The 25,547-nt window shown below is 42.7% G+C and carries 22 protein-coding genes; 19 read left to right on the top strand and 3 right to left on the bottom strand.

Annotation, left to right across the window (positions count from 1 at the left end; all coding sequences use genetic code 11):
- Positions 1 to 28: 28 nt before the first annotated feature.
- Genes P0G38_RS09665 through P0G38_RS09655 form a run of 3 tightly spaced genes read right to left on the bottom strand, consistent with a single transcriptional unit; the run spans position 29 to position 3,637 of the window.
- Positions 29 to 1,954: a PTS fructose transporter subunit IIABC gene (locus P0G38_RS09665; protein WP_275850442.1), complete on the bottom strand. Its 1,926-nt coding sequence runs from the start codon at positions 1,952 to 1,954 to the stop codon at positions 29 to 31.
- A gap of 13 nt (positions 1,955 to 1,967) precedes the next feature.
- The gene (pfkB, locus tag P0G38_RS09660) at positions 1,968 to 2,885 is read right to left on the bottom strand and encodes a 1-phosphofructokinase (protein WP_275850440.1); all 918 of its coding nucleotides are present in this window, start codon (positions 2,883 to 2,885) and stop codon (positions 1,968 to 1,970) included.
- A complete protein-coding gene (locus P0G38_RS09655; RefSeq protein ID WP_275855237.1) occupies positions 2,882 to 3,637 on the bottom strand; it encodes a DeoR/GlpR family DNA-binding transcription regulator in 756 nt (251 codons plus the stop codon). The genes pfkB and P0G38_RS09655 overlap by 4 nt, the downstream gene beginning before the upstream one ends.
- Positions 3,638 to 3,842: 205 nt before the next feature.
- Here P0G38_RS09655 and P0G38_RS09650 point away from each other — a divergent pair, with 205 nt between their 5' ends.
- The 19 genes from P0G38_RS09650 to P0G38_RS09560 all read left to right on the top strand — a co-directional run bounded on the left by P0G38_RS09650 (position 3,843) and on the right by P0G38_RS09560 (position 25,446).
- Entirely contained in the window at positions 3,843 to 5,309 is a 1,467-nt protein-coding gene (locus P0G38_RS09650; RefSeq protein WP_015509620.1) for an alpha-amylase, read from the top strand.
- 212 nt (positions 5,310 to 5,521) lie between these two features.
- Positions 5,522 to 7,765, top strand: coding sequence for a DNA helicase PcrA (pcrA, locus tag P0G38_RS09645; RefSeq protein ID WP_275850437.1), 2,244 nt, complete (start codon positions 5,522 to 5,524; stop codon positions 7,763 to 7,765).
- 13 nt (positions 7,766 to 7,778) lie between these two features.
- Entirely contained in the window at positions 7,779 to 9,809 is a 2,031-nt protein-coding gene (gene ligA / locus P0G38_RS09640; protein WP_074535979.1) for an NAD-dependent DNA ligase LigA, read from the top strand.
- Between the two features lie 215 nt (positions 9,810 to 10,024).
- On the top strand, positions 10,025 to 10,330 hold the full coding sequence (gene gatC / locus P0G38_RS09635) for an Asp-tRNA(Asn)/Glu-tRNA(Gln) amidotransferase subunit GatC (protein WP_005225977.1): 306 nt from the start codon (positions 10,025 to 10,027) through the stop codon (positions 10,328 to 10,330).
- The gene (gatA, locus tag P0G38_RS09630) at positions 10,330 to 11,802 is read left to right on the top strand and encodes an Asp-tRNA(Asn)/Glu-tRNA(Gln) amidotransferase subunit GatA (protein WP_010748184.1); all 1,473 of its coding nucleotides are present in this window, start codon (positions 10,330 to 10,332) and stop codon (positions 11,800 to 11,802) included. The genes gatC and gatA overlap by 1 nt, the downstream gene beginning before the upstream one ends.
- Positions 11,799 to 13,229, top strand: a complete 1,431-nt coding sequence (gene gatB / locus P0G38_RS09625; RefSeq protein ID WP_005225979.1) for an Asp-tRNA(Asn)/Glu-tRNA(Gln) amidotransferase subunit GatB — start codon at positions 11,799 to 11,801, stop codon at positions 13,227 to 13,229. The genes gatA and gatB overlap by 4 nt, the downstream gene beginning before the upstream one ends.
- Before the next feature lie 10 nt (positions 13,230 to 13,239).
- Positions 13,240 to 14,274 (top strand): diacylglycerol kinase, encoded by a 1,035-nt coding sequence (locus tag P0G38_RS09620; protein WP_005225980.1) that lies wholly within the window; start codon positions 13,240 to 13,242, stop codon positions 14,272 to 14,274.
- A gap of 370 nt (positions 14,275 to 14,644) precedes the next feature.
- Positions 14,645 to 14,944 (top strand): Fpa/YlaN family protein, encoded by a 300-nt coding sequence (locus P0G38_RS09615; RefSeq protein ID WP_010748186.1) that lies wholly within the window; start codon positions 14,645 to 14,647, stop codon positions 14,942 to 14,944.
- 2 nt (positions 14,945 to 14,946) lie between these two features.
- Positions 14,947 to 16,110 (top strand): FtsW/RodA/SpoVE family cell cycle protein, encoded by a 1,164-nt coding sequence (locus P0G38_RS09610; RefSeq protein WP_194192831.1) that lies wholly within the window; start codon positions 14,947 to 14,949, stop codon positions 16,108 to 16,110.
- 22 nt (positions 16,111 to 16,132) lie between these two features.
- Positions 16,133 to 19,561, top strand: coding sequence for a pyruvate carboxylase (locus P0G38_RS09605; RefSeq protein ID WP_275850429.1), 3,429 nt, complete (start codon positions 16,133 to 16,135; stop codon positions 19,559 to 19,561).
- A 15-nt stretch (positions 19,562 to 19,576) separates the two neighbouring features.
- Positions 19,577 to 20,707 (top strand): CAP-associated domain-containing protein, encoded by a 1,131-nt coding sequence (locus P0G38_RS09600; RefSeq protein ID WP_275850427.1) that lies wholly within the window; start codon positions 19,577 to 19,579, stop codon positions 20,705 to 20,707.
- Positions 20,694 to 21,122: a YlbF/YmcA family competence regulator gene (locus P0G38_RS09595; RefSeq protein ID WP_275850425.1), complete on the top strand. Its 429-nt coding sequence runs from the start codon at positions 20,694 to 20,696 to the stop codon at positions 21,120 to 21,122. The genes P0G38_RS09600 and P0G38_RS09595 overlap by 14 nt, the downstream gene beginning before the upstream one ends.
- Positions 21,109 to 21,453: a YlbG family protein gene (locus P0G38_RS09590; RefSeq protein WP_005225986.1), complete on the top strand. Its 345-nt coding sequence runs from the start codon at positions 21,109 to 21,111 to the stop codon at positions 21,451 to 21,453. The genes P0G38_RS09595 and P0G38_RS09590 overlap by 14 nt, the downstream gene beginning before the upstream one ends.
- Before the next feature lie 100 nt (positions 21,454 to 21,553).
- Entirely contained in the window at positions 21,554 to 22,108 is a 555-nt protein-coding gene (gene rsmD, locus P0G38_RS09585) for a 16S rRNA (guanine(966)-N(2))-methyltransferase RsmD (RefSeq protein ID WP_142968387.1), read from the top strand.
- Position 22,109: 1 nt separating this feature from the next.
- Positions 22,110 to 22,604 (top strand): pantetheine-phosphate adenylyltransferase, encoded by a 495-nt coding sequence (gene coaD, locus P0G38_RS09580; RefSeq protein WP_005231326.1) that lies wholly within the window; start codon positions 22,110 to 22,112, stop codon positions 22,602 to 22,604.
- Positions 22,594 to 23,646 carry a SepM family pheromone-processing serine protease gene (locus P0G38_RS09575; RefSeq protein WP_275850421.1) on the top strand — a complete coding sequence of 351 codons (1,053 nt, stop codon included), beginning with the start codon at positions 22,594 to 22,596 and terminating at the stop codon, positions 23,644 to 23,646. Before coaD ends, P0G38_RS09575 begins: the two co-directional genes overlap by 11 nt.
- Positions 23,647 to 23,738: 92 nt before the next feature.
- Positions 23,739 to 24,152, top strand: coding sequence for a DUF1149 family protein (locus P0G38_RS09570; RefSeq protein WP_005225990.1), 414 nt, complete (start codon positions 23,739 to 23,741; stop codon positions 24,150 to 24,152).
- Between the two features lie 22 nt (positions 24,153 to 24,174).
- Complete coding sequence (locus tag P0G38_RS09565) at positions 24,175 to 24,546, top strand: VOC family protein (protein ID WP_015509625.1); 372 nt, start codon at positions 24,175 to 24,177, stop codon at positions 24,544 to 24,546.
- A gap of 165 nt (positions 24,547 to 24,711) precedes the next feature.
- The gene (locus tag P0G38_RS09560) at positions 24,712 to 25,446 is read left to right on the top strand and encodes a metallophosphoesterase family protein (RefSeq protein WP_275850417.1); all 735 of its coding nucleotides are present in this window, start codon (positions 24,712 to 24,714) and stop codon (positions 25,444 to 25,446) included.
- Positions 25,447 to 25,547: the final 101 nt, after the last annotated feature.

The following is a 25,547-nucleotide window of genomic DNA, read 5'->3' as shown; positions in this document are numbered from 1 at the left end:
ATCACGAGGATCTTGTGGGTCTTTTCAATTAAGCTGTTTGCTCAGGCGCTTTTTTCAACAAACCGAATACGACGCCAGAAACGATCGCACCGATCAAGATGAATAGCAAGAACAAAATTGGTTTAGATAATAATAGGACAACGAAGATCCCACCATGTGGCGCCATCAATTGGATATCAAAGGCACCGACAAGTGCACCAGTCAGGGCAGAACCGACGATAAAGCTTGGGATCGCTCGCAGTGGATCTGCTGCTGCAAATGGAATCGCACCTTCTGTGACGAAGGACAGCCCCATGACGATATTTGTCAAACCTGCTTCTTTTTGGTCTTTTGTAAATTTATTTTTGAACAATAACGTTGCGACAAAGATTGCTAATGGAGGAACCATTCCGCCCGCCATTACAGATGCCATCACGACGCTACCACCTTCAGCAACGGTCGTTGCCAATGTTGCAGTACCAAAAACATAAGCGGCTTTGTTGATTGGGCCGCCTAGATCGGCTGCCATCATCGCTGCTAACAAAGCGCCAAGTAAAGCTGCGTTGGTACCACTTAAGCCAGTCAAGAAGCTGTTCAAGCCGTCATTGATAGCTTTCATTGGCACGTTAATCAGTAACATCAAGAAGCCAGTGATCAATAGGCCGAAAACAGGGTAGAAGAGGATCGTTTTGATTCCTTCTAATGATTTTGGTAAGCCTTTGAATAATGAACGTAAGAACTTGATGACGTAACCAGCTAAGAAACCGCCGATCAAGGCACCTAAGAAACCAGCACCACCTGTATTTGCTAACGCACCTGCTGCAAAACCGACGATCAATCCAGGTCGGTCACTGATACTTGAAGCGATAAATCCAGCTAAGACAGGTAGCATAAAACCAAATGCCGCGCTACCGATTTGATTGAACCAAGAAGCTGCTTGGTTGTAGTTCCCTAATTGACTCAAGGCATCTTGAGGGACACCCATGAACTGGTCCACCATGAAGGAAATAGCGATCATGATTCCACCGGCAATAACAAATGGCAGCATATGAGAAACACCATTCATCAAATCTTTATAGATTCGTTGACCGACTGAACCATCAGCAGAAGCGTCCTCTTTATCAGAAGCTTGGCCGCTGCCATGAAAAACAGGAGCAGTTCCGCTCATTGCTTCATTGATTAATTGCTCGGTTTTACGGATACCATCACTGACAGGACGGTTTACTAAATGTTTGCCGTCAAAGCGATCCATTTCTACTTTTTTATCAGCAGCTACGATTACACCAGTAGCACGGGCGATATCAGCTTCTGTTAGACGATTTTTGATTCCTTCTGAACCGTTTGTTTCGACTTTGATGTCTACACCAAGCTCTTTGGCTTTCTTTTTCAAAGCATCTTCTGCCATGTAGGTGTGAGCAATCCCTGTCGGGCAAGCTGTAACTGCGACGATATAGGGACGTTCGCTAGCAGGTGCTGCTTCTTGGTTTGCCGCTTCTTCTGCTAAAGCATCGGCTTCTTGCTGTGCCTCAGCTTCTGAGAAAAGTTGCTGTACTTGATCAGCAGTCGTCGCTGTTTTTAATTTAGCAACGAAATCTGGATCGATCAACAAGCGAGATAGCGCTGCTAATGCTTGTAAATGAGTATCATTTGCTCCTTCTGGTGCTGCGATCATAAAGAAGAGGTACGTTGGTTGTCCATCTAACGCCTCATAGTCAACACCCGCATTACTTTTTGCGAATAAGACCGTCGCTTCTTTGACCGCACTGTTTTTGGCATGAGGCATTGCGATGCCGTCACCTAGCCCTGTTGATGTTTGAGCTTCTCGCGCAAGAATTCCTTCTTTGTAGACTTCGATATCTGAAATTCGTCCGACAGCATATAATTTTGCGACCATTTCATCAATGGCACCTTTTTTGTCTGTTGCTTTTAAGTCCATGATCATGGCATCTTTCAGCATCAACTCATTGATTTTCATTTTTTCCATCCTCCTATACATTCACTTGTTCAATTATGACTTCCGGTAGTAATTCTTCGATAAATGACGCCTCAGCTAAATCATCTGAAAACGCGGTGGCACTGCCACAAGCGACTCCCCATTTGAATGCTTCAACCACATCTTTGGTCTTTGCATAACGCCCAATGAATCCAGCAATCATGGAATCTCCAGCGCCAACTGAATTTTTCAATGGCCGTTTCAACACATTGGATCGATAGATCTCATTGCCAGTAAAGAGCAGGGCGCCATCGCCGCCTAGAGAGACAATGACATTTTTAGCGCCATCCTTTAGCATTCTTTGACCATAAGGCAAAATATCTTCGATTGTTGAAAAAGAAATTTCATAAAGTTCGGCTAATTCATGATTATTTGGTTTGATCAGCAAAGGCTGATCGGATAAAGCATCAAAAAGTTCCGCGCCGGTCGTATCAATGACAAATTCCGCACCCGCTTCTTTAACGATTTTGATCAATTCTTTATAAAAGTCGGTTGGAAGACCAGCTGGTTTACTTCCTGATAGGATGACGATGTCTTCGGCAGAAAGAGTGGCTAACTGGTGTTTTAATTCAGCAATTTCTTGCTGGCGAATGACTGGACCAAGACCGTTGATTTCTGTTTCTTCGCCGGATTTTAGTTTGATATTGATTCGTGTGTCCGCAGCGACTTGGGTAAAGTTGCTGTTGATTTCCTCTTTGGTCAGCCACTCTTCAATAAAACGACCAGTAAATCCGCCAACGAAACCAAGGGCAGTCGAGGCGATGCCGATGCGTTTCAAAATCCGTGAGACATTGATTCCTTTGCCGCCAGGTAGTTTAAAGTCTTGTTTCATTCGATTAAGGGCGCCGATTTCCAAATGATCGACATGGACGATAAAGTCGATCGATGGATTGAGTGTTACTGTGTAAATCATTGTATTACCTCCATAATGGTTGTTTTTGCTCTGAATTTCGCTAAATAGTTTTTTGGGCAATAATCGGTGATGATCGTCGCACCTTCGATAAAGGCAACTTGAGCAAAAGTCGTTTGCTGAAATTTGGAATGGTCTAGCAAGACATAGGCTTGTTGACTGTGCTCTAAAGCGATCTGCTTGATCAGGGCTTCTTCAGGATCTGGTGTTGTGAATCCAGCCTCAGAATGAGCCCCGTTCATGCCCATAAAGCAACGATTAAAGCGTAGTTTTCGCAGTTGTTCACCAGCATTGATCCCTAACACAGCGTTCGTCGATATCTTTATGGTTCCCCCTAAAATCATGGTGTCGATCCCGTGATCGATCAACAGGGAAGCGTGTTTGACGGAGTTTGTGACCACCTTAAGGCCTGTGATAGCCGATAGGAAAGGAATCATTTCGAGGGTCGTTGTTCCAGCATCTAAGTAAATGACTTCACCATTTTTGATCGTCTGGGCAGCTGCTCTTGCTATCTTTTGCTTTTCCGTTTGAAACTTCGCCGTTTTTTCTGACATGTTTGGTTCGAAGCCTAATTGCTGACTTTTCTTGGCTCCACCGTGAATTCTGACTAAAAATCCTTTGTCTTCCAACTCTTGCAGGTCTCGACGGATCGTTGATTCTGAAGCATCCAACAGTTGAATCAGTTCACTGACCTTGACGATCTCTTCTTGTTCCAATCGTGCCAAAATCGCTTGATAACGCTCCTCTGTAAGCATTTTCATCACCTCTTCACCTGCCATGATACCATATGATTCGTTCAAAATCAATCATAAACAGTAAAAAACATTCAAAATGAAAGCGTGAATAAATGGAATCGGTCATAAACGGTCATGATAACCGTCATTTTGATTTAATAGCTATCCTTATATTTGACAATTTTTACTATTATTTGGCTTAATTGAAGTAAGGGGGGATAAATAAATGAATAACAAAGTCATTTTACAAGGGTTCGAATGGGACCTGCCGGCAGATAGCCAGCACTGGAACAAATTGAAAGAAATGAGTAAAGAAATCAAAGAGTATGGATTTACCGCAATTTGGCTGCCGCCTGCCTATAAAGGGACAGCTGGGTCCGAAGACGTTGGGTATGGTGTCTATGATTATTATGATCTAGGCGAATTCGATCAAAAGGGGTCGGTGCCAACAAAATATGGGACAAAGGATGAATACCTAGAAGCCATCAAAGCACTGCAAGAACAAGGAATAGAGGTTTATGCCGACATCGTTTTCAATCACTTGATTGGTGCCGATGAAAAAGAAGTCGTTCCAGCGGTTAAATACAATACCGAAAACCGTAATGAACCGATCAGTGATGAGGAAGAAATCGAAGCTTGGACCAAGTTCACTTTCCCAGGACGTCAGGGGACGTACAATGACTACGTTTGGACGTGGCATAATTTTTCTGGTGTCGATTATGATGACCGCAACAAAGACCACGGGATTTTTAACTTCGCTGATAAGGGCTGGGAAAACCAAGTGGATGATGAGATGGGTAATTACGACTATTTAATGGGCTGTGATTTGGACATGGAAAATCCCGAAACAGTGGAACAACTCAATAAATGGGGCCAGTGGTACCAAGAACTGACTGGCGTTGACGGGTATCGACTAGATGCGGTCAAACACATTGAGTTCAACTATTACGCGGATTGGATCTTAAACCGACGTGAGGAAAAAGGCAAACCACTATTTGTTGTCGGAGAATATTGGTCAGGGGATCTGCCAAAATTAGAAGAGTATTTAGATTCTTCAGGAAATTTGATTTATTTATTTGATGTGCCATTGCACTACAATTTATATGAAGCATCTCACTCAAATGGCGAATACGATATGAGCCAAATTTTTGCAGGGACGTTGACCGCCGCTCGCGAAGATTACGCAGTGACTTTTGTGGATAATCATGACACGCAGGTTGGGCAAAGTTTACAATCTTGGATAGACGGATGGTTCAAAGTCCATGCCTATTCATTGATCCTTTTACGTAAAGCTGGCGTACCAGTAGTTTTCTGGGGGGATTTATTTGGGATTCCCGCGCAAGAAATCGCCCCTGTCGGGGATGCGCTGGTCCATATGCTGAAACTTCGGGAGAAGCTTGCATTCGGGAATCAAGTCGATTATTTCGATGATCCTAATTGCATTGGCTGGGTATTAACTGGCGATTATGAACATGAGCTTTCTGGATTAGCGGTCGTGATGACCAATGCTCAAGGAGCGGAGAAAGAAATGACTATCAGTGCGATCCATGGTGGAGAGACATTCGTGGATATATTGAGAAACAATGAAGCGAAAGTTGTTTTAGATGATACCGGAAAAGGTGTTTTCCCGGTCAATGATGGGCAAGTCTCGATTTATGTAAATGAAAAACTAGTGGAGAAGTACTTTAGTTAACCAAAATCTTCAAACGAATAAAAAGGCTGGTAGGTTTACAGCCTTTTTATTATGTAAACAAATCAAGCCTACTTTCTCTTGAAAAAATTGCATGAATCGTAAGGGAAAAAATCAAAGCGCTTTTAATTAAAAGTTTTCAAAGCGTTCGGTTTTCCCCTTTCCCGGATAATGCTATAATTGAGAAGATTGAGAAAGAAAGGATGTTTAAAATCATGTCATCCAAAAGTGAATTACTTGAACGCATGAACCCACGGCAAAAAGAAGCCGTTATGCATACGGAAGGACCGTTGCTGCTGATGGCAGGTGCAGGAAGCGGGAAGACCCGTGTCCTAACCCACCGAATCGCCTATTTAATAGAAGAAAAAAATGTGAATCCATGGAATATTTTAGCCATCACATTTACCAATAAAGCGGCACGTGAAATGAAGGAACGGGTCAGTCAACTATTAGGATCGGGTGGAGAAGACGTTTGGGTTTCAACCTTCCACTCGATGTGTGTCAGAATCTTGCGCAGGGACGTTGATCGTATTGGCTATTCGAAGAATTTTACCATCATTGACTCTTCTGAGCAAAATACACTGATGAAACGGGTATTAAAAGAATTGAATATCGATCCCAAAAAATATGATCCTCGTTCTATTTTGGGAACGATCTCTCATGCAAAGAACGAGCTGTTGACACCTGAAGCTTACCAAGCCATGGAAGGTAGTCTATTTGAGCAGATCGTAGGTCGTTGCTATGAAAAATATCAAAAAGAGCTGCGAAACAATCAATGCATGGACTTCGATGATTTAATCATGAATACGATCCGCCTCTTCCAAGACAATGAAGATGCGCTGCAATTTTATCAACGGAAATTCCACTATATCCATGTCGATGAATACCAAGATACCAACCACGCCCAATACACGCTGGTCAATTTATTGGCCGCTCGTTTTCGAAATCTTTGTGTTGTTGGGGATGCGGACCAAAGTATTTACGGTTGGCGTGGTGCCAACATGCAAAATATTTTAGACTTTGAAAAGGACTATCCAGATGCCGCAACGATTTTGTTAGAGCAAAACTATCGTTCAACGCAAACGATTTTAAATGCGGCAAACCAAGTAATCAAAAATAACCGCAACCGTCCAGATAAAAATCTATGGACAGAAAATCATGATGGGGAAAAGATCACTTATTATCGCGGGGATAGTGAACGAGATGAAGCGCGATTTATCGTCAGTGAAATGCAAAAACAAATTGCAGAAAAGAACCGTAAATTCGGTGATTTTGCGATATTGTATCGGACCAATGCCCAGTCACGGATCATTGAAGAAATGCTTTTAAAAGCCAACGTTCCTTATACGATGGTCGGCGGCAGAAAATTCTATGACCGCAAAGAAATCCGTGATATTTTGGCCTATTTATCGGCGATCGCCAATCCGCGAGATTCCATCAGCTTAGAGCGTATCATCAATGTACCAAAACGTGGGATCGGTGCGACATCCGTCGAGAAACTACGAGCGTTTGCGAATCTTCATGAATGGTCATTGTTAGAAGCAGCCATGAACGTCGAGTTAGCGAATATTTCTGGAAAGGCTGGCAAAGAATTAGGGAGCTTTGGGATGATGATGGATGGCTTCGCCCAGATGGTTCCTTACCTATCAGTAACCGAACTGACGAAAGAAATATTAGAAAAAACGGGTTATCGTCAAGAGTTAGTCAACCAGAATAATTTAGAAGCACAAGCTAGACTTGAAAACTTGGAAGAATTTTTATCGGTTACCCAAGAATTCGACAAACGATTTGAGGCGCAAAACGAAGACGATGCAGATGCACCAGATGAGAAGTTGAGTGTTTTCTTAAATGACTTAGCTTTATTGTCTGACGTCGATAGTTATGAAGAAGAAAGTAGTCAAGTGACTTTGATGACCTTGCATGCTGCAAAAGGACTAGAGTTTCCAGTGGTATTTTTGATTGGGTTGGAAGAAAATATCTTCCCGCTTTCTCGTGCCTTAATGGAAGAAAGCGAGCTCGAAGAAGAACGGCGCCTTGCTTACGTGGGAATCACTCGTGCCGAGGAAGAGCTCTTTATGACCAACGCTTTTTCCAGAACATTATACGGTCGGACCCAATACAATCGTCCGTCTCGGTTTATCGAAGAGATCGAACAAGATCTGCTGCAATCATTAGGCGAGCGTTCACAGCCGAAAGCTGCTGCACCGTTTCAACCAAAAGTGTTCAAACCGAGCTATACACAACCGCGTCAAACGACCGTCGCTTCTAAACAACAGACTTCTGCAGTTGGTAATACTTGGCAAGTAGGCGAGAAAGTTCAACATAAAAAATGGGGAATCGGTACGGTCGTTCGGACGACTGGCAGCGCGCAAGATGTTGAATTAGATGTGGCGTTCCCACAACAAGGCGTCAAACGATTGTTGGCGGCCTTTGCGCCGATTGAAAAAGTTGAAAAATAAGGAGGATATTAGGATGGATGTCCCTTCAAAAGAAATCCAATCACGAGCAGAAGAGCTGCGCACACAATTAAATCAGTATGCTTACGAATACTATGTAAAAGATCAGCCTTCCGTGGAAGATTATCTCTATGATCAGCTATATGCAGAACTGGTTGAAATTGAAACCAATTATCCGCAGCTAGTAACCGAAGACTCACCCACCCAACGAGTAGGCGGTATCATTTTACCTGGCTTTGAAAAGGTCACGCATGATATTCCGCTGTATAGCCTGAACGATGTCTTTGACAAAGAAGGAATCGTGGCTTTTGATGCCCGTGTTCAAAAAGCACTGGGGAAAGCGGTAGATTATGTCTGCGAGTTAAAGATCGATGGATTGTCAATTTCCTTGAAATATGAAGAAGGGCGCTTTGTTCGTGGAGCAACTCGAGGAGATGGTACGGTAGGTGAAAACATTACAGAAAACCTAAAGACCGTCAAATCGATTCCACTGAAATTAAAAGAACCGATCTCGTTGGAAGTTCGTGGCGAATGCTATATGCCAAAGGCTTCGTTTTTGAAATTGAATCAACAGCGAGAAGAAGAAGGGGCGGAAGTTTTTGCCAATCCTAGAAACGCAGCGGCTGGAAGCTTGCGACAATTAGACACACGGATCGCAGCCCAAAGAAACTTAAGCACCTTCTTGTACACACTAGCTGACTTTGGACCAATTGAAGCCAATGATCAATTTTCAGCATTGAATGAACTGGATCAATTAGGCTTTCGTACAAATCACGAACGCAGAGTGTGTCACACCATCGATGAGGTTTGGGCATATATCGAAAAGTTTCATGACAAGCGCAGTGAGCTTCCCTATGAGATTGACGGCGTAGTCATCAAAGTCAATAATTTCAAAGATCAAGATGCGCTAGGCTTTACCGTAAAAGCACCCCGATGGGCGGCAGCATATAAGTTTCCACCGGAAGAAGCGGAAACAGTGATCGAAACGATCGAATGGACCGTGGGACGGACGGGTGTTGTGACACCGACCGCTGTTATGACCCCTGTTCGTGTTGCTGGAACGACGGTCAGCCGTGCCAGTCTCCATAATGTAGATTTCATTAAAATGAAAGACATACGCATTGGCGATTCGGTCATCATCTATAAGGCGGGGGACATTATTCCAGAGGTTGCGAAAGTCTTGGAAGAAAAACGAACAGAAGCAAGTCAACCCTTTGAATCGCCTACACATTGTCCCGAATGTGGGAGTGAGCTGATCCATTTAGATGAAGAAGTTGCCTTGCGTTGTATCAATCCAAAGTGTCCAGCACAGATCAAAGAAGGACTCAGCCATTTCGTTTCACGGAATGCTATGAACATTGACGGTTTAGGGCCCCGTGTTTTAGAGCAAATGTTCGATAAATCCTTAGTTAAAGATGTGGCCGACTTGTACTTTTTAACAGAAGAACAATTGTTGACCCTTGATAAAATCAAAGAGAAATCAGCCAATAACCTGTTGCGGGCGATTCATCAAAGTAAAGGAAATTCGGTTGAACGTTTGATTTTTGGGCTAGGCATCCGTCATGTCGGTGCGAAAGCGGCTCGGATTTTAGCAGAACATTTCGGTGATCTGCGGGCGCTCAGCAAAGCCAAGGAAGAAGAAATCATTTCGCTAGAAGCTATCGGCGCAACGATTGCTGAAAGTGTCGTCACGTATTTTGACAATCAAGAAGTTCACGACCTGTTAGATGAACTTGAAAGAGCGGGTGTCAACTTTGCTTATTTGGGGCTTAGAAATGAACAGTTGGAAGACGTCGAATCACCATTTAAAGAGAAAACCGTCGTTTTAACAGGAAAATTAAGTCACTTCACTCGTGAAGAAGCCAAGGAACGAATTGAAAATCTCGGTGGGAAGGTAACAGGGAGTGTATCGAAAAAGACCGATATCGTTGTTGCTGGGGAAGAGGCAGGCAGCAAACTGACCAAAGCACAATCCCTAGGTGTCACCGTTTGGGATGAAGCTCAAATGGTGGCTGCGATCGAAGGCAGTCATTCGGCAGATCAATAACCTTTAAGCATTGTCACAGACGAGAAGCAGTTGTTTTTTCTTGTCTAATTGAAATCATTTCTTCCCTGCACTACGAGGAAAGAAATGATTTCTGCTTTTATTTGCAATTATATTTGATAATTTTCAAATTCTATTTCATGATTTGTTAAAAAAATGATACAATACATTGGAAAAACGTAAACGTAAATTACGGATACGAGAAAGAGGAGGATTTTATGGCGATCAGCGAAGAACAAGTCAAACACGTTGCCAAACTAGCAAAACTTTCATTCTCAGACGATGAATTACATGAGTTTACCTCTCAGCTAGGGAAAATTATTGATATGGTTGAAACACTTGAAGAAGTGGACACCACAGGAGTACCATTCACATCGAATGTCGCAGAAACGATTAACGTGATGCGTGAAGATGTAACGACCGGCGGCTGGGACCGTGATGAATTAATGAAAAATGTTCCAGAATCCGAAGAAGGCTTTATCAAAGTGCCTGCAATCATTGATAATGGGGAGGCGGGTGCCTAATGACTGAATTATATAAAAAAAGCTTAGAAGAATTACACAGCTTATTAGTGTCAAAGGAAATTACTGCAACAGACTTAACGAGCGAAACCTTTGCTCGCATTAAAGAAACAGAGCCGAAAGTCGATGCGTTTCTAGCGTTGAATGAAGAAAAAGCGCAGGAATTGGCACAAGCCATCGATCAAAAAGGCATCACTGAAAGCAATGTGTTGGCGGGAATTCCAATCGGAATCAAAGACAACATCGTTACCAAAGATTTGCGGACAACAGCTGCTTCAAAAATCTTAGGTAATTTTGATCCAATTTACGATGCGACCGTTATGGACAAAGTTTATCAAGCAGACATGATTCCAGTTGGTAAGTTAAATATGGATGAATTTGCCATGGGCGCAAGTACCGAAACATCGTTCTTTAAGAAAACGAAAAACGCTTGGGACGAAACAAAAGTACCTGGTGGTTCATCAGGTGGCTCGGCGGCTGCCGTTGCAGCTGGACAAGTCCCCCTATCATTAGGTAGCGATACGGGTGGTTCGATTCGTCAACCAGCAGCTTTCAATGGAATCGTCGGGATGAAGCCAACCTACGGACGGGTTTCTCGTTTTGGTCTGATCGCGTTTGCATCATCTTTAGATCAAATTGGTCCGATGACGCGTGGTGTGAAAGACAATGCCTTTGCATTAAATGCCATCAGTGGGTTTGATGCGAAAGATAGTACGTCAGCAGGCGCTGCTGTTCCTGATTTTACAGCAGGTTTGACGGGTGATATCAAAGGAATGAAAGTCGCTTTGCCTAAAGAATACTTAGGTGAAGGGATCCAAGCAGGCGTTCGAGAAGCAATCTTAAAAGCAGCGGACACTTTCCGTGCGCTAGGAGCGACTGTGGAAGAAGTCAGCTTGCCACACTCAAAATACGGGGTAGCCGTTTACTATATCATCGCTTCTTCTGAAGCAAGTTCTAATTTGCAACGTTTTGACGGTATTCGTTATGGTTTCCGTTCAGAAAATGTCAGCAATCTAGAAGATGTCTATGTCAATTCTCGCAGTGAAGGATTCGGGGAAGAAGTAAAACGCCGGATCATGTTAGGTACGTTTTCACTAAGTGCTGGCTACTACGATGCCTACTTCAAAAAAGCCGGTCAAGTACGGACGTTGATCAAACAAGATTTCGATAAGGTCTTCAGCCAATACGACTTGATCATTGGCCCAGCTTCCCCAACGGTAGCATTTGGTATTGGAGAAAACATCAATGATCCGATCACCATGTACTTGAATGATATTTTAACCATTCCTGTGAACTTAGCAGGACTGCCAGGGATGTCGATCCCAGCAGGTTTTTCTGAAGGACTGCCAGTCGGCTTGCAGATCATTGGGAAACATTTTGATGAAGCAACCATGTATAAAGCGGCTTATGCCTTTGAACAAGCAACTGATTTCCACACGAAAAAACCAGTGATTTTAGGAGGGGATAAGGCATGAACTTCGAAACAGTCATTGGGCTTGAAGTCCACGTAGAATTAAAAACAGAATCAAAGATTTTTTCTCCAGCACCTGCTCACTTTGGCGCTGAACCAAATAGCAACACGAATGTGATCGACTGGGGCTATCCAGGTGTTTTACCAGTAATGAACAAAGCGGCTATCGAATTTGGGATGAAAGCTGCGCTTGCGCTGAATTGTGAAATCTCAAAAGAAACGCATTTCGACCGCAAAAACTATTTCTATCCCGACAATCCAAAAGCGTATCAAATTTCGCAATTCGATCAACCGATCGGTCATGATGGATGGATCGAGATCGAAGTGGAAGGCAAAAAGAAAAAGATTCGCATCGAGCGAGTTCATTTGGAAGAAGATGCTGGGAAAAACATGCACGGCAAAGGCGGTTATTCTTATGTTGATCTAAATCGTCAAGGAACCCCTTTGATCGAGATCGTTTCCGAAGCGGATATGCGTTCACCAGAAGAAGCATATGCGTATCTAGAAGCGTTGCGTTCAATCATCTTGTTTACAGAAGTATCCGATGTGAAGATGGAAGAAGGTTCCATGCGTTGTGATGCGAATATTTCGTTGCGACCTTACGGCCAAGAACAATTCGGAACAAAAACAGAACTGAAAAACTTAAACTCTATGTCCTTCGTGAAAAAAGGGTTGGCATTTGAAGAAAAACGCCAAGCCAAAGTATTGCTTTCTGGAGGCGAGATCCAACAAGAAACTCGACGTTTTGATGAAGCAACCAGCAAAACCTTATTGATGCGTGTCAAAGAAGGTTCTTCTGATTATCGTTACTTCCCAGAACCAGATATCCCACGGTTTGTGATCGATGATGAATGGATCGAACGTGTACGTCAAAGCTTGCCAGAAATGCCGCAAAAACGTCGTGCCCGTTACATCTCTGAATTGGGCTTACCAGAATATGATGCAATGGTCTTGACTTTATCAAAAGAAATGTCCGATTTCTTTGAAAAAACCATCGATGCTGGTGCTGATCCTAAACAAGCTTCTAACTGGTTGATGGGTGAAGTTTCAGCGTATCTGAACAGCGAGAAATTGGAACTGCCAGAAACGAAATTAACCCCAGACAATTTAGCGGGAATGATTCGTTTGATCGCCGATGGCACGATCAGTTCGAAGATTGCGAAAAAAGTCTTCAAAGAGTTGATCACAAACGGCGGCGACGCTGAAGAAGTCGTAAAAGCCAAAGGATTGATCCAATTATCAGATCCTGCGCAATTACTACCAATGATCAATGAAGTATTAGATAATAACCAACAATCCGTCGATGACTTCAAAAACGGAAAAGACCGCGCAGTCGGTTTCTTAGTTGGTCAGATCATGAAAGCAACCAAAGGACAAGCGAATCCAGGCGTTGTGAACAAGCTGTTGCAAGAAGAACTAGCAAAGCGATAAGAGGCAAGCGATGAAAAGAGCAAGAGTAATCTACAACCCGACATCTGGGAAAGAATTGATTCGAAAAAACTTAGCAGATATTTTAGATGTTTTGGAAACTGGCGGTTATGAGGCGAGTGCATTTGCCACGACCGCTGCGCCATTTTCCGCTCGTGATGAAGCAAGAAGAGCCGGCGAAGCTGGTTTTGATTTGGTGGTAGCTGCCGGTGGGGATGGCACGATCAATGAAGTCGTCAATGGGATCGCTCCTTTAGAAAAGCGACCAAAAATGGCGATCATTCCTGGAGGCACGACCAATGACTACGCACGAGCACTAAAGATTCCCCGTACGGATATCAAAGCAGCTGCGGAAGTTATTTTGAAGCAGCAGACAGTGAAAATGGATGTCGGAAAAACACCCAACATGTATTTTATCAACATTGCTGCTGGTGGGCACTTAACGGAATTGACCTACGATGTTCCTTCTGAACTGAAAAGTGTTTTTGGCTACTTAGCTTATCTAGCAAAAGGAGCGGAATTACTCCCTCGTGTCAAACCAATCAAAATGCATCTAAAGTATGAAGACGGAGAATACATTGGCGGAGCGTCGATGTTCTTTTTAGGGCTGACGAATTCAGTGGGGGGCTTTGAACAGATTGCGCCTGATGCAAAGCTTGACGATGGGAAATTTTCGTTGATCATTGTCAAAACGGCCAATATTTTTGAGATCGTCCACTTAGTTGCTTTAATGATGAATGGTGGAAAACACATCAACGATCGTCGCCTGATTTATACGAAAACATCTTTTCTTGAAGTAGACGCACCAGAACAGGTCAATCGTTTAATGATCAACCTTGATGGCGAATACGGCGGAGATGCTCCTATGCGCTTTGAAAACCTACACAATCATATTGAGTTTTTTGCAAATGTCGATCAAATCCCTGACGATGCGGTCGTTGGTGAGCAAAATTATCAAGAGATGAGCGAAGGTTTTATTAAAGAAGTCGAACGTCTTTCCGATGAGGACATCAATGGGGATGGCAAGATCGGCGACGAAACAAAGTAAACGATTTTTCTTTTCATGCGAGTTGAAAGAACAGGGACTTTTGGACCTGTTCTTTTTTTAAAACGTAATTGTGGAAAAGCAGGCACCGATTTTTTTTCGAATACTTGATAGAATAGCTTTTCTTAAATTTTAGTAAAGGACGTTTTTTATAAAGTGTTTCACGATTTACCTTTGTTTCACAAGATCGGGCGCGGATCATATAAATAAAACGAATAAAATTTCCAAAACACGAATGATAATCATCAAAAAGCGAACTTTTCGAATATATGCTCATTAAAGTTCGTTATTTCCGTATTTCTATCCAATCTATGGATGCAAAAGCGAATAAGAATATGCTATAATGGTGAAACGAAGAAATGGGGGGACCGGAATGGAGCAAATCGATTCTACAAAAGCGCTTGATCTGCTGAGAGATGACGCAGAACGAATCAAAAAGCTGATCCGAAACCAAGAAAATAGTTTATGTATCGCACAATGCAAAGCATTTGAAGAAGTGGTTGATACCCAGATGTATGGTCTATCACGGCAAGTGGCATTTGCGATCCGCTTGGGGATCGTTGATAATCAAACAGGACAGCAATTGATGGCGGATCTTGAAAAAGATTTGAACCAATTGTATAGCGAGGTCTACGAGGACCAGCGGACACCTGACATCGGCAAGGAGGCATAAACTTGCCAGAGAAAGTAAAGAAAAGACATTTATTAGATTATAGTATTTTATTACCATATATTGTTATGTGTGTCACGGGCTTGATGATGGTTTATAGTTCCACATCTTACGTTGCGATGACCGCCACACAACCGACCACAGCTGCTTCTTACGTCATCAATCAAACAATATTTTGGTTGGTGAGCCTAATAGCGATCACTGTCATGTATAAAATGAAAACGGATGTTTTTCGGAACAAAAAATTTGTCCAGATCGCCATGATCGTCATCTTGTTTTTATTGATCGCTGCCTTCTTTTTCCCAAGAAGAAATGGGGCACTCGGTTGGTTATCGATTGCTGGCTTTTCCATTCAACCAGCAGAATATTTAAAGTTTATTGTGATTTGGTTTTTATCGGTGACGCTATCTTATCGTCAAAAAGGTATCCAACAAGAATTTTGGAAAACGGTTTGGCGTCCAATCGGAATCGTTTTTGTCTACACCGGGATCATGGCACTTTATCCCGACTTAGGGAATGCTGTAATCGTTATGTTGCTGGCATTTGTCGTGTTATTGTCTAGCGGATTGAATTACCTGTATACCTTAATATTAGGTGTGGCAGGTATTATCGGTAGTATGTTGATCGTCTTGTTTGTGAATCTAACCGGTGGTAAGCTTTTACCCGACTATGTCTATAGTCGTTTTTCATCTTTTTTGAACCCGTTTGCTGATGAATACAATACAGGTCATCAAATGGTTAATGGGTATTACGCAATGTTCAACGGTGGGCTGTTCGGGCGCGGGCTTGGAAATAGTATCCAAAAACGTGGTTTCTTAAACGAAGCGCACACCGATTATATATTTTCGATCGTTATGGAAGAATTAGGGCTGATTCCATCGATCATCATTTTAGGTGTTTTATTCTATATGGTGGGACGGATCTTTCTTGTCGGTATTCGTTCAAGAGATCCCTTTAATTCCATGATGTGTATAGGTATAGGGACATTATTTATGTCTCAGATTTTTATCAATTTAGGTGGAATCACTGGTTTGATCCCATTGACGGGAATCACGTTCCCATTTCTAAGTCAAGGTGGATCAAGCTTGCTGATGCTATCGATTTGTATCGGTTTTGTGTTAAATATCAGTGCCGAAGAAAAGAGGAAACAGGTTTATTTGAATTATTGATCAATTGAATGGAGTGGATTAGATGAAGAAAATTCTTGTTGCCAATCGTGGAGAAATCGCGATCCGTGTCTTCCGCGCATGTGCGGAACTTGGGATCAAAACTGTCGGAATTTATGCTGCGGAGGATGAATACTCCGTCCATCGCTTTAAAGCAGACGAAGCGTATTTAGTGGGGAAAGGCAAACGTCCGATCGATGCGTATTTAGACATTGAAGATATCATTCGCACGGCGAAAAAGGCCGGTGCCGAAGGAATCCATCCTGGATACGGCTTTTTATCAGAAAATCTGGGATTTGCTCAACGCTGTGAAGAAGAAGGTTTGATTTTCATCGGACCATCCACCCATCATTTAGATATTTTTGGCGACAAGATCAAAGCAAAAGCAGCAGCGATCGAGGCCGGGATTCAATCGATTCCTGGCTCTGACGGTCCAGTTGCATCGATCGATGACGTTTTAGCTTTTGCAAACGAACATGATTATCCAATCATGATCAAAGCAGCCCTTGGGGGCGGTGGGCGAGGCATGCGTGTCGCTCATGATGAAAAAGAAGCAAGAGACGGCTACGAACGTGCCAAAAGTGAAGCCAAAGCGGCATTTGGTAGCGATGAAGTCTACGTTGAAAAATACATTAGTAATCCAAAACATATTGAAGTCCAAATTTTAGGAGATACGCACGGAAACGTCGTTCACTTATTTGAACGTGATTGCTCGGTTCAGCGTCGCCACCAAAAAGTAGTCGAGGTGGCACCTTGTGTGTCAATGACTGATGAACAACGGGAAAAAATATGCCAAGCAGCCGTTCAACTAATGAAGCATGTCGGCTATATCAATGCTGGAACCGTGGAATTTTTAGTAGAGGGCGACAAATTCTACTTTATCGAAGTAAACCCACGGGTCCAAGTGGAACATACGATCACTGAAATGATCACCAATTTAGACATCGTGACGACACAAATTTTGATTGCACAAGGCAAAGACTTGCATAAAGAAATCGGAATTCCTGAACAAAAAGACATTCGCTTTGAGGGTGTAGCGATCCAATGTCGCGTGACGACAGAAGATCCAGCGAATAATTTTATGCCAGATACTGGTAAGATCGATACCTACCGCTCTCCGGGTGGATTTGGGGTTCGTTTAGATGTCGGAAATGCTTATGCCGGTGCAGTGGTAACCCCTTATTTCGACTCGCTACTTGTAAAAGTCTGTACGCATGCTGCTTCGTTCGACCAAGCAATTCAAAAAATGATGCGCTGTCTGAAAGAATTCCGAGTACGTGGTGTGAAAACAAACATTCTCTTTATGCGTAATGTTGTTTCTCATCCAGCCTTTCGTTCAGGGGAAGCCAAAACCACCTTTATCGACAATACGCCAGAACTATTCAATTTCCCTCGGATTCGTGACCGTGGAAATAAAACCATGAAGTATATCGGTGAAATCACGATTAATGGATTCCCGGGAATCGAAAAACAAAAGAAACCTTTCTACAATGAACCACGGATGCCACAACACATCCAAGCAACGCCTGATTTTGTCAGCGCCAAAAATATTTTAGATACGAAAGGTGCCGAGGGTGTCGTTGAATGGATCGGTCAACAAAAGAATGTCTTACTGACGGATACAACCTTCCGAGATGCCCATCAAAGTTTGTTGGCAACTCGTGTAAGAACTCATGACTTTAAGAAAATTGCCGCGATGACGGAAGCTGGCCTACCACAATTGTTCTCAAGTGAAATGTGGGGTGGGGCAACCTTTGACGTTGCGTACCGTTTCTTAACAGAAGATCCATGGGAAAGATTGCGGATGTTCAGGAAAAAAATGCCGAATACACTCTTACAAATGTTGTTTAGAGGCTCCAACGCTGTCGGGTATTCCAATTATCCTGACAATGTTTTGGAAGAATTCATCAAAGAATCTGCGGCACAAGGAATCGATGTATTCCGAATCTTTGATAGTTTGAACTGGGTCCCACAAATGGAGAAAAGTATCCAAGCCGTTCGCGATACGGGGAAAATTGCAGAAGCGACGATTTGTTATACAGGGGATATCAATGATCCATCCCGCCAAAAATATTCGGTACAATATTACAAAGACATGGCAAAAGAACTGCAAAATCTTGGTGCCCATATTATTGCGATCAAGGATATGGCTGGATTATTAAAACCGCAAGCGGCTTATCGTTTGATCAGTGAGTTAAAAGATACGATCGATGTACCGATCCATCTGCACACGCATGATACCAGCGGGAATGGGATTATCACTTACTCAGCAGCTACCAAAGCTGGCGTTGATATCGTGGATGTCGCTATGTCAGCTATCAGTGGCGCAACGAGTCAGCCAAGTATGAGTAGTTTGTATTATGCTCTTTTAAACGGCGAGCGTTGCCCAGAGATCAATGTGGATAATATCCAACAATTGAATCACTATTGGGAAGATGTCCGCATGTACTATCATTCTTTTGAAAATGGCTTGAACGCCCCTCAAACGGAAGTGTACAAGCATGAGATGCCAGGAGGACAATATACCAATCTCCAGCAACAAGCCAAAGCCGTTGGTTTAGGCGAAAAATGGGATGAAATCAAAGAAATGTATCATGAAGTCAATATGATGTTTGGAGACATCGTGAAAGTGACACCTTCTTCGAAAGTCGTGGGCGATATGGCGCTCTTCATGGTACAAAATAGCTTATCAGAAAAAGATATTTTTGAAAAAGGCGATACATTGAGTTTCCCAGAATCAGTGATCACCTTCTTCCAAGGCGAGTTAGGTCAGCCAGTCGGTGGTTTCCCGAAAGAATTGCAACGCATTATCTTAAAAGGACGCCCAGCCTTTACGGAACGTCCAGGAGCCTTTGCCAAACCAGTTGATTTTGCCGAAGTGAAACAAGAACTAGCTGAAAAAATCGGCTATGAACCAAAACACGAAGAAGTATTGAGCTACTTGATGTATCCGCAAGTCTTCCTTGATTATCGAAAAGCGTATGAGCAGTTTGCCGATGTAAAAGTCCTTGATACACCAACCTTCTTTAATGGTATGCGCTTAGGCGAAACGATCAATGTCGAATTAGAAAAAGGCAAAATTTTGATCATTCGTCTCGATGAAATCGGTGAACCAGATATCGAAGGCAATCGGACCCTCTTCTTTAACTTGAACGGTCAACGACGAGAAATCGTTGTGAAAGATAGTTCGATCATCAGTTCTGTTCAAACAAAACGCAAAGCAGAGCCAACGAACAAAGAACAAATCGGTGCCTCCATGAGTGGTTCAGTTTTAGAAGTATTAGTCAAAAAAGGTGATCGAGTGGCACGTGGACAGACGTTGATGGTCACTGAAGCGATGAAGATGGAAACTTCCGTCGAAGCTCGCTTCTCTGGTGTAGTTGAGCATGTTTACGTAACCGATGGGGAACCAATCCAGTCAGGAGACCTTCTGATTGAAGTCAAAGAAAAATAAGGAGTCGATCAGCAGATGAAGCGAAGGGGATTATTATTTTGCGGCTTATTTGTCCTAGCCCTGATAATCGTGTATTTGCAGCCAGTATTCATGCAAAACGCTTCAGATTCAAGAATGACGATCGAGAACCCAATCAAAGCACCAACGACCATGAATTATGAACCAATCGCAGCCCAAGGATTAGCTGAATTGATTGGGGAGCCTGTTTCTGATTTTGAAGAAATCTACGGGCTTCCAGTTCAAACGTATCGCTCGGGCTACGAGTTTGAAATTCGGGTCTACAATCAATTAGACGATCAGCAATATGTTGAGATCAATACGGATGGTGAGAGTGTGCAGGCAATCAAAGTGATCGGCGCCGGGGGATCTTCCCTAGCGCCCTTTGCAATGGGCATGACCTTGACTGACTTGACTGAGCTGACCATGATTTATCCAAATTTTACCTTGACACAAAATGATCGCACCATCAGTTTTGAGTTGATGGAAGAAGATATGAACTACCGACCCTTAGTAGCGTTTGATAATGGGACATTTGCTGTTTTATTCTTTGATCAAGAGACGGCTCAACTGCAGGCGATCACTTATTTGGATCAGACGACCCTGCTTAAGTTAGCGCCCTATCCCTTGACAGAAGGAGAACGACCGCTGTTTCAAGTTTCGCAAACGATTGACCAAACACAAGCTGATCTTGAAAAAGAGACGTTAGCCTTTGTCATTATTGATAAGCTTCGTAATCAAATCGGTTTGGAAAGCTTTGTACAAGATACCCAGACGCATCAAGATGCGGTCGGACTTTTAGCGGATTTGACGAATAATCTATCGGATCATTTGACCTCTCAACGCATCCATTCCTATCAACGTGCTCTTTCTTCGGAAAAAACGAGTAATTTTGTTTTGACGAACGATGAGTGGCAGGAGTTATTAGCAGCGAAGGAGTTAGAGGCTTCTGCTTCGATTTTTGAAGCGCCTGTCTATGATCCAACCTTTACTATTTTATCTTGGTTCAGTAACCCAAGATTTACTGAACGTTTGACCCATGAACAATCACAAAAGATAGGAATTGCTTTTTCTGAAGCAAATATGGTAGTCTTAGTGCAAGAAGATGTAGAAGGGACCGAGGATAGTACATCAGATGATTTACGATGAAGCCTTTTTCGAGATTGAAGATCAAATCGATACACTTGTAACGGCAATCAAAGCGAGTGAAACGTGTAGAAACTATCAAATAGCGAAACAAACTATGCATCAAGATCCTGTTGCTCAGGAATTGATGCGAACGTTTTTAGAAAAAAAGCTGGATTTTGAAAGAATTGAAGCGTACGGCGCATATGCCCCTGATTTCAAAGAGAAAAAGCGTGCGATGCGCACAGCTAAGCGACAGCTGGATCTCAATGAGCAAGTGAGCGAGTACCGCTGGAGTGAAACGCAGCTGCAGCGTTTGCTGGATGAACTGACCGTAGCGATTTCTACGTGTTTTTCACCAACTGTCAAAGTGGATGCTGGAAGTCCTTTTTTTCAATCAAAATCAAGTTGTGGAGGAAATTGTCATGCACGAGGATAAAACGCCTTTTACGATGCAGAAGCGTCGAGGATTGATCGTATGGGTCTACAGCCTACGTCAACTAAAAAATTTGCGTCGTTTTGGCTTCGTTCATTATGTGTCACGCAAAATGAAATACGTGGTCATGTATTTGAACGAAGAAGAATACGAAAGCAAAAAAACAAAAATCGAGCAGTTTCACTTTGTTCGACAAGTTGAAGCTTCCTATCGACCAGATGTCGAAATGGATTTTGCTGAAAAAATTGGTACATCAGCAGCCTATCCAGTGAAAGATGAAGGGTTTGATATCGAAGAAAAAAATACGATGATTCGATTGGCAGAAAACGTGTAATAGAAAAGTGGGGGTGCCTTGAGTCACCGCCATTTTTTTATTGCTATTTATAGAAACAGTGCTATATTTGTATTTACGAAGATCTTGGAGGGAAAAACGCATGCGTGTAGTAGCCGGAGAATATGGTGGCCGCAGATTAAAAAGTCTTGCTGGAGATAACACTCGCCCCACGACAGACAAAGTAAAAGGGGCGATCTTTAACATGTTAGGGCAATATTTAGATGGAGGAGTTGTACTGGATCTGTTTAGTGGGAGCGGGGGCTTAGCGATCGAAGCGGTCTCTCGTGGTGCGGAGCATGCCGTTTGTGTCGACCGTAGTTTTCCAGCTATCAAAGTGATCCGTGAAAATATTGCAATAACCAAAGAACCAGAAAAGTTCACGGTACTAAAAATGGATGCCAATCAAGCTTTACGCCAGTTTGCAGCTGAGGGACAAAGCTTTGACTATCTATTTTTAGATCCACCTTACGCAAAGCAAGAGATCCTGCAACAGCTAGAAGCTATGCTGAAGGATGAATTGATTCGTCCGTTTGCTTATGTAGTTTGCGAAACAGATAAGTCCATCGCCTTGCCAGAAAAGATTGGTTCTTTGCATTTGATGCGCGCCCAAACCTATGGCATATCTGCGGTGACGATCTATAGAAATGAGGGATAACATGAAAAAGATTGCTTTATTTCCAGGAAGTTTTGATCCGCTGACGTCAGGTCATGTGGATCTGATTGAGCGAGGCGCAACGCTTTTTGATGAACTGATCGTGGGTGTTTTTACAAATACCAATAAAAAAAGTTTTTTTACAAGTGAAGAAAAAGTTCATCTAATTGAAGAAGCCCTCGCTCATATTCCAAACGTCAAGATTCTGGCGCAAGAAACGGAGCTGACGGTCACGATCGCGAAAAAACTAGGCGCCCAGTTTCTGCTTAGAGGCATTCGCAGTGTGAAAGATTATGAGTATGAGCGGGACATCATGGAAATGAATCATCACTTAGAACCTTCCCTGGAGACCGTCTTTCTTTTAGCAGATGCAAAGCATAGTTTCATCAGCTCCAGTTTGTTGAAAGAAATCTTAACCTTTAACGGCGATGTTGCGGAATATTTACCACAAAATATCTACGATGCTATAGTAAAGAAGCGTGATACCAATGAATCTTAAATCAACGATCAAATATGTTCTCCTGTTTGTTTTAGCGCTGATCATCGCAGCCTGTGCCTTTTTGCCGATTCCTTATTATATCGAGCAACCCGGTGCAACGATCGATTTAAAAGAATTGATTACCGTCAATCAAAAAGAAGACACCTCAGCTGGCTCCTTTTCTTTAACCAGTGTCGGGATTCGACAGGCTACCGTGTTTACGGCGATTGGAACAAAATTCAATGAATTTCAAGACTTGATCAGTGAGGAAGAACTTTTAGGCGGTGCGACAGATGAGGAGTACAATCGCATCCAGCACTATTATATGGAATCCTCGCAAAATAGTGCGATTGAGCAAGCATTAAAGCTGGCAGACTTGCCTTATGAAATGACCTATAAAGGGGTCTATGTCATGGGGATTGATCCAAATTCCAGCTTTGCGGGGAAAATATCCGTTGGAGATACCGTCACCGCTGTCAATGGCAAAGAATTTAAAAGTAGCCAAGACTTTATCGACTATGTACAAAGTCAAACCATTGGTGATGAGATCACCGTAACTTACTTGCAAGATGGTGAAGAAAAAGAAGCAACAGGCAAATTAATTGAACTGGAAAGCAATCAAAAAGCTGGGATCGGTATCTCACTCGTCGATCATACAGAGATCACTTCTGATGAAGAGATCGTGATCGATTCTGGCAATATCGGTGGGCCTTCAGCTGGGTTGATGTTCACCCTTGAAATCTATGAACAGCTAACTGGAGATAACTTGCGTAAAGGCCATAATATTGCTGGAACCGGAACGATCTCAGCTGATGGGACGGTTGGTCGAATCGGTGGGATTGACAAAAAAGTAGCGAGTGCCAGCGAAAGTGGTGCAGAAATCTTTTTTGCTCCGGACGATGAAATCACTGATGAAGAGCGTGAAATAGATCCTTCCATTAAAACGAATTACGAAGAGGCAGTGGCAGCAGCGAAGAAGTTAGACACAGACATGAAAATCGTTCCGATCGCCAATGTCCAAGATGCATTGGACTACCTAGCAACACTAAAAGAAGCAAATTAAAACGGCACTTGCCGTTTTTTTTATTGTCTAAAGAATACAGTAGGCTCAAAGAAAAGGTTATGCTATACTTTTAGATAAGGAGTGTGAATCTAGTGGAATTAAAAAGACAACAACCGATCGTTGAAGCATATCATTTCGATATGAAACCGAAAGACAAAGAAATGGAAACAAAATTGAATGTCGGCTTTGCGCCGTTAAAAGTCAAAGATGAAGAATATATGGAAAAAAACAGTATTATTGGTGCCCGCTTAGAATTCCAATTGGTGTTCCCTGATTACGTTTTGTCAGGACGTGTCGGACAAGTCAATCATATTTTGAATCGCAAAGTCAATTCTGGAGAGGATTTGACGAAAGCCGAAACTGATCGCTTGGTTGAGCCCTTGTTTGATATCGTCAAACGCTTGACTTATGAAGTGACAGAGATCGTGACCGACAAACCAGGTTTACAATTGAACTTTAATACCAATTCGAACGCTGCGCAAGAAGCGAAGGAAGCAGACGAATAACGAGAAATAGGAGGGATGCCCATTGTTTTCCAATCAAATGCAAGTGATGCTATACGTTGACGATGTGACGAAAGCAGTTGAGTTTTGGCAAGAACTAGGGTTTGTGATCATTGAACAACAAACCGTTGATGGAACATCCGTCGTTGAAATCGCGCCATCAAAAGAGGCGGAGGCACATTTTGTCTTATATGACCGTGAGTTTATCGAAACACATTCACCTGAAGTCGCTTTGAATTCCCCATCGATCATGTTTTTTGCAGAAGATATTACGATACTTTATAAGAAGCTTTTAGAGATGGAAGCAGAAGTGGGTGAATTGATTCAGATGGAAGAACAACTGGTTTTCAATTTTGCCGATCCGGATGGCAATTATTTTGCTGTATCAGGAAAATAGCTTTTGTCGATCGTAACCAATCATTCGTCCTTTTGAACCCGACTTTATGTTGTCGTACTGTTCAGGACAAATGGTTGGTTTTTTCGTTTTATTGCAAGACATTTTACAGGCAAAGGTCTAAAATTGATAACAAGAGAATCAATTGCCTTTAAGGAGGAAATGACTATGCAAAACTATCTATATGCAATCAGTGATATTCATGGAATGGCCGATCTGTTTAAAAAACTTCTTACCGATTATGACCCTAAGCTCCATCAGCTGCTTTTGATTGGAGACTTAAATGATCGGGGGCCGAAGTCAAAAGAGTGTTTTTTTCTGGGAAAAAAGTTAGTCGAAGAATACCAAGCGATTTATTTACGCGGCAATCACGAGGAGTATTTTCTGCAATTTCTAAATGCCCCTGAGGATTGGTTTGCCGCTTACGTACGCAATGGCGGCAAAGAAACGATTGAAAGTCTTTTGCATACAGGCGCTACTGAGGAGTATTCGCCGACGGAAATCGCCTTAATGATCCGCAGTAGCTATCGAGACTTAATAGAGTTTTTGATGGAGCGACCGCTTTATTATGAATGGGGAAAGTATCTCTTTGTTCATGCGGGCGTGGATTTAAGTAAAAAAGAATGGCGTAAGACCGCAGACCATGATTTTATCTGGATTCGCGAGCCGTTTCATAAAGGAAAAAACCGTACAGGAAAAACGATCGTTTTTGGCCATACCATCACGCCCATGCTGCATGGAGATATGCAGACGACGGATCTATGGCAACAAGACGACAAAATCGGCATTGATGGCGGGGCAGTATTTGGTGGATCGGTGCATGGCGTGATTTTTGATGACAAAGGGATCGTTCAGGACATCGAATACCAAAATTTAGCAGGTCCTTGGCAACCAGACTTTTAAAAGTCTTTTTGAGAAAAGACAAAAGCAGCCATAACAAGAGTCGCGAAAGCAACATTGTTTTCGTGCAATCTTGTTCGCTCAATGGCTGTCTTTTTTATGTT

Origin of the sequence: Enterococcus casseliflavus (assembly GCF_029215545.1) — a bacterium.
Lineage (GTDB): Bacteria > Bacillota > Bacilli > Lactobacillales > Enterococcaceae > Enterococcus_D > Enterococcus_D casseliflavus.
The sequence above is the reverse complement of the archived record's forward strand: the minus strand, read 5'-3'. Positions and strand labels throughout refer to the sequence as shown.

Coding starts and splice junctions, on each gene's coding strand:
- P0G38_RS09560 (WP_275850417.1), top strand. CDS start 24,712: ATGCAAAACTATCTATATGCAATCAGTGATATTCATGGAATGGCCGAT.
- ligA (WP_074535979.1), top strand. CDS start 7,779: ATGGATGTCCCTTCAAAAGAAATCCAATCACGAGCAGAAGAGCTGCGC.
- P0G38_RS09595 (WP_275850425.1), top strand. CDS start 20,694: ATGATTTACGATGAAGCCTTTTTCGAGATTGAAGATCAAATCGATACA.
- P0G38_RS09620 (WP_005225980.1), top strand. CDS start 13,240: ATGAAAAGAGCAAGAGTAATCTACAACCCGACATCTGGGAAAGAATTG.
- gatC (WP_005225977.1), top strand. CDS start 10,025: ATGGCGATCAGCGAAGAACAAGTCAAACACGTTGCCAAACTAGCAAAA.
- pfkB (WP_275850440.1), bottom strand. CDS start 2,885: ATGATTTACACAGTAACACTCAATCCATCGATCGACTTTATCGTCCAT.
- P0G38_RS09650 (WP_015509620.1), top strand. CDS start 3,843: ATGAATAACAAAGTCATTTTACAAGGGTTCGAATGGGACCTGCCGGCA.
- P0G38_RS09590 (WP_005225986.1), top strand. CDS start 21,109: ATGCACGAGGATAAAACGCCTTTTACGATGCAGAAGCGTCGAGGATTG.
- P0G38_RS09575 (WP_275850421.1), top strand. CDS start 22,594: ATGAATCTTAAATCAACGATCAAATATGTTCTCCTGTTTGTTTTAGCG.
- coaD (WP_005231326.1), top strand. CDS start 22,110: ATGAAAAAGATTGCTTTATTTCCAGGAAGTTTTGATCCGCTGACGTCA.
- P0G38_RS09600 (WP_275850427.1), top strand. CDS start 19,577: ATGAAGCGAAGGGGATTATTATTTTGCGGCTTATTTGTCCTAGCCCTG.
- pcrA (WP_275850437.1), top strand. CDS start 5,522: ATGTCATCCAAAAGTGAATTACTTGAACGCATGAACCCACGGCAAAAA.
- P0G38_RS09665 (WP_275850442.1), bottom strand. CDS start 1,954: ATGAAAATCAATGAGTTGATGCTGAAAGATGCCATGATCATGGACTTA.
- gatA (WP_010748184.1), top strand. CDS start 10,330: ATGACTGAATTATATAAAAAAAGCTTAGAAGAATTACACAGCTTATTA.
- P0G38_RS09655 (WP_275855237.1), bottom strand. CDS start 3,637: ATGCTTACAGAGGAGCGTTATCAAGCGATTTTGGCACGATTGGAACAA.
- rsmD (WP_142968387.1), top strand. CDS start 21,554: ATGCGTGTAGTAGCCGGAGAATATGGTGGCCGCAGATTAAAAAGTCTT.
- P0G38_RS09605 (WP_275850429.1), top strand. CDS start 16,133: ATGAAGAAAATTCTTGTTGCCAATCGTGGAGAAATCGCGATCCGTGTC.
- gatB (WP_005225979.1), top strand. CDS start 11,799: ATGAACTTCGAAACAGTCATTGGGCTTGAAGTCCACGTAGAATTAAAA.
- P0G38_RS09615 (WP_010748186.1), top strand. CDS start 14,645: ATGGAGCAAATCGATTCTACAAAAGCGCTTGATCTGCTGAGAGATGAC.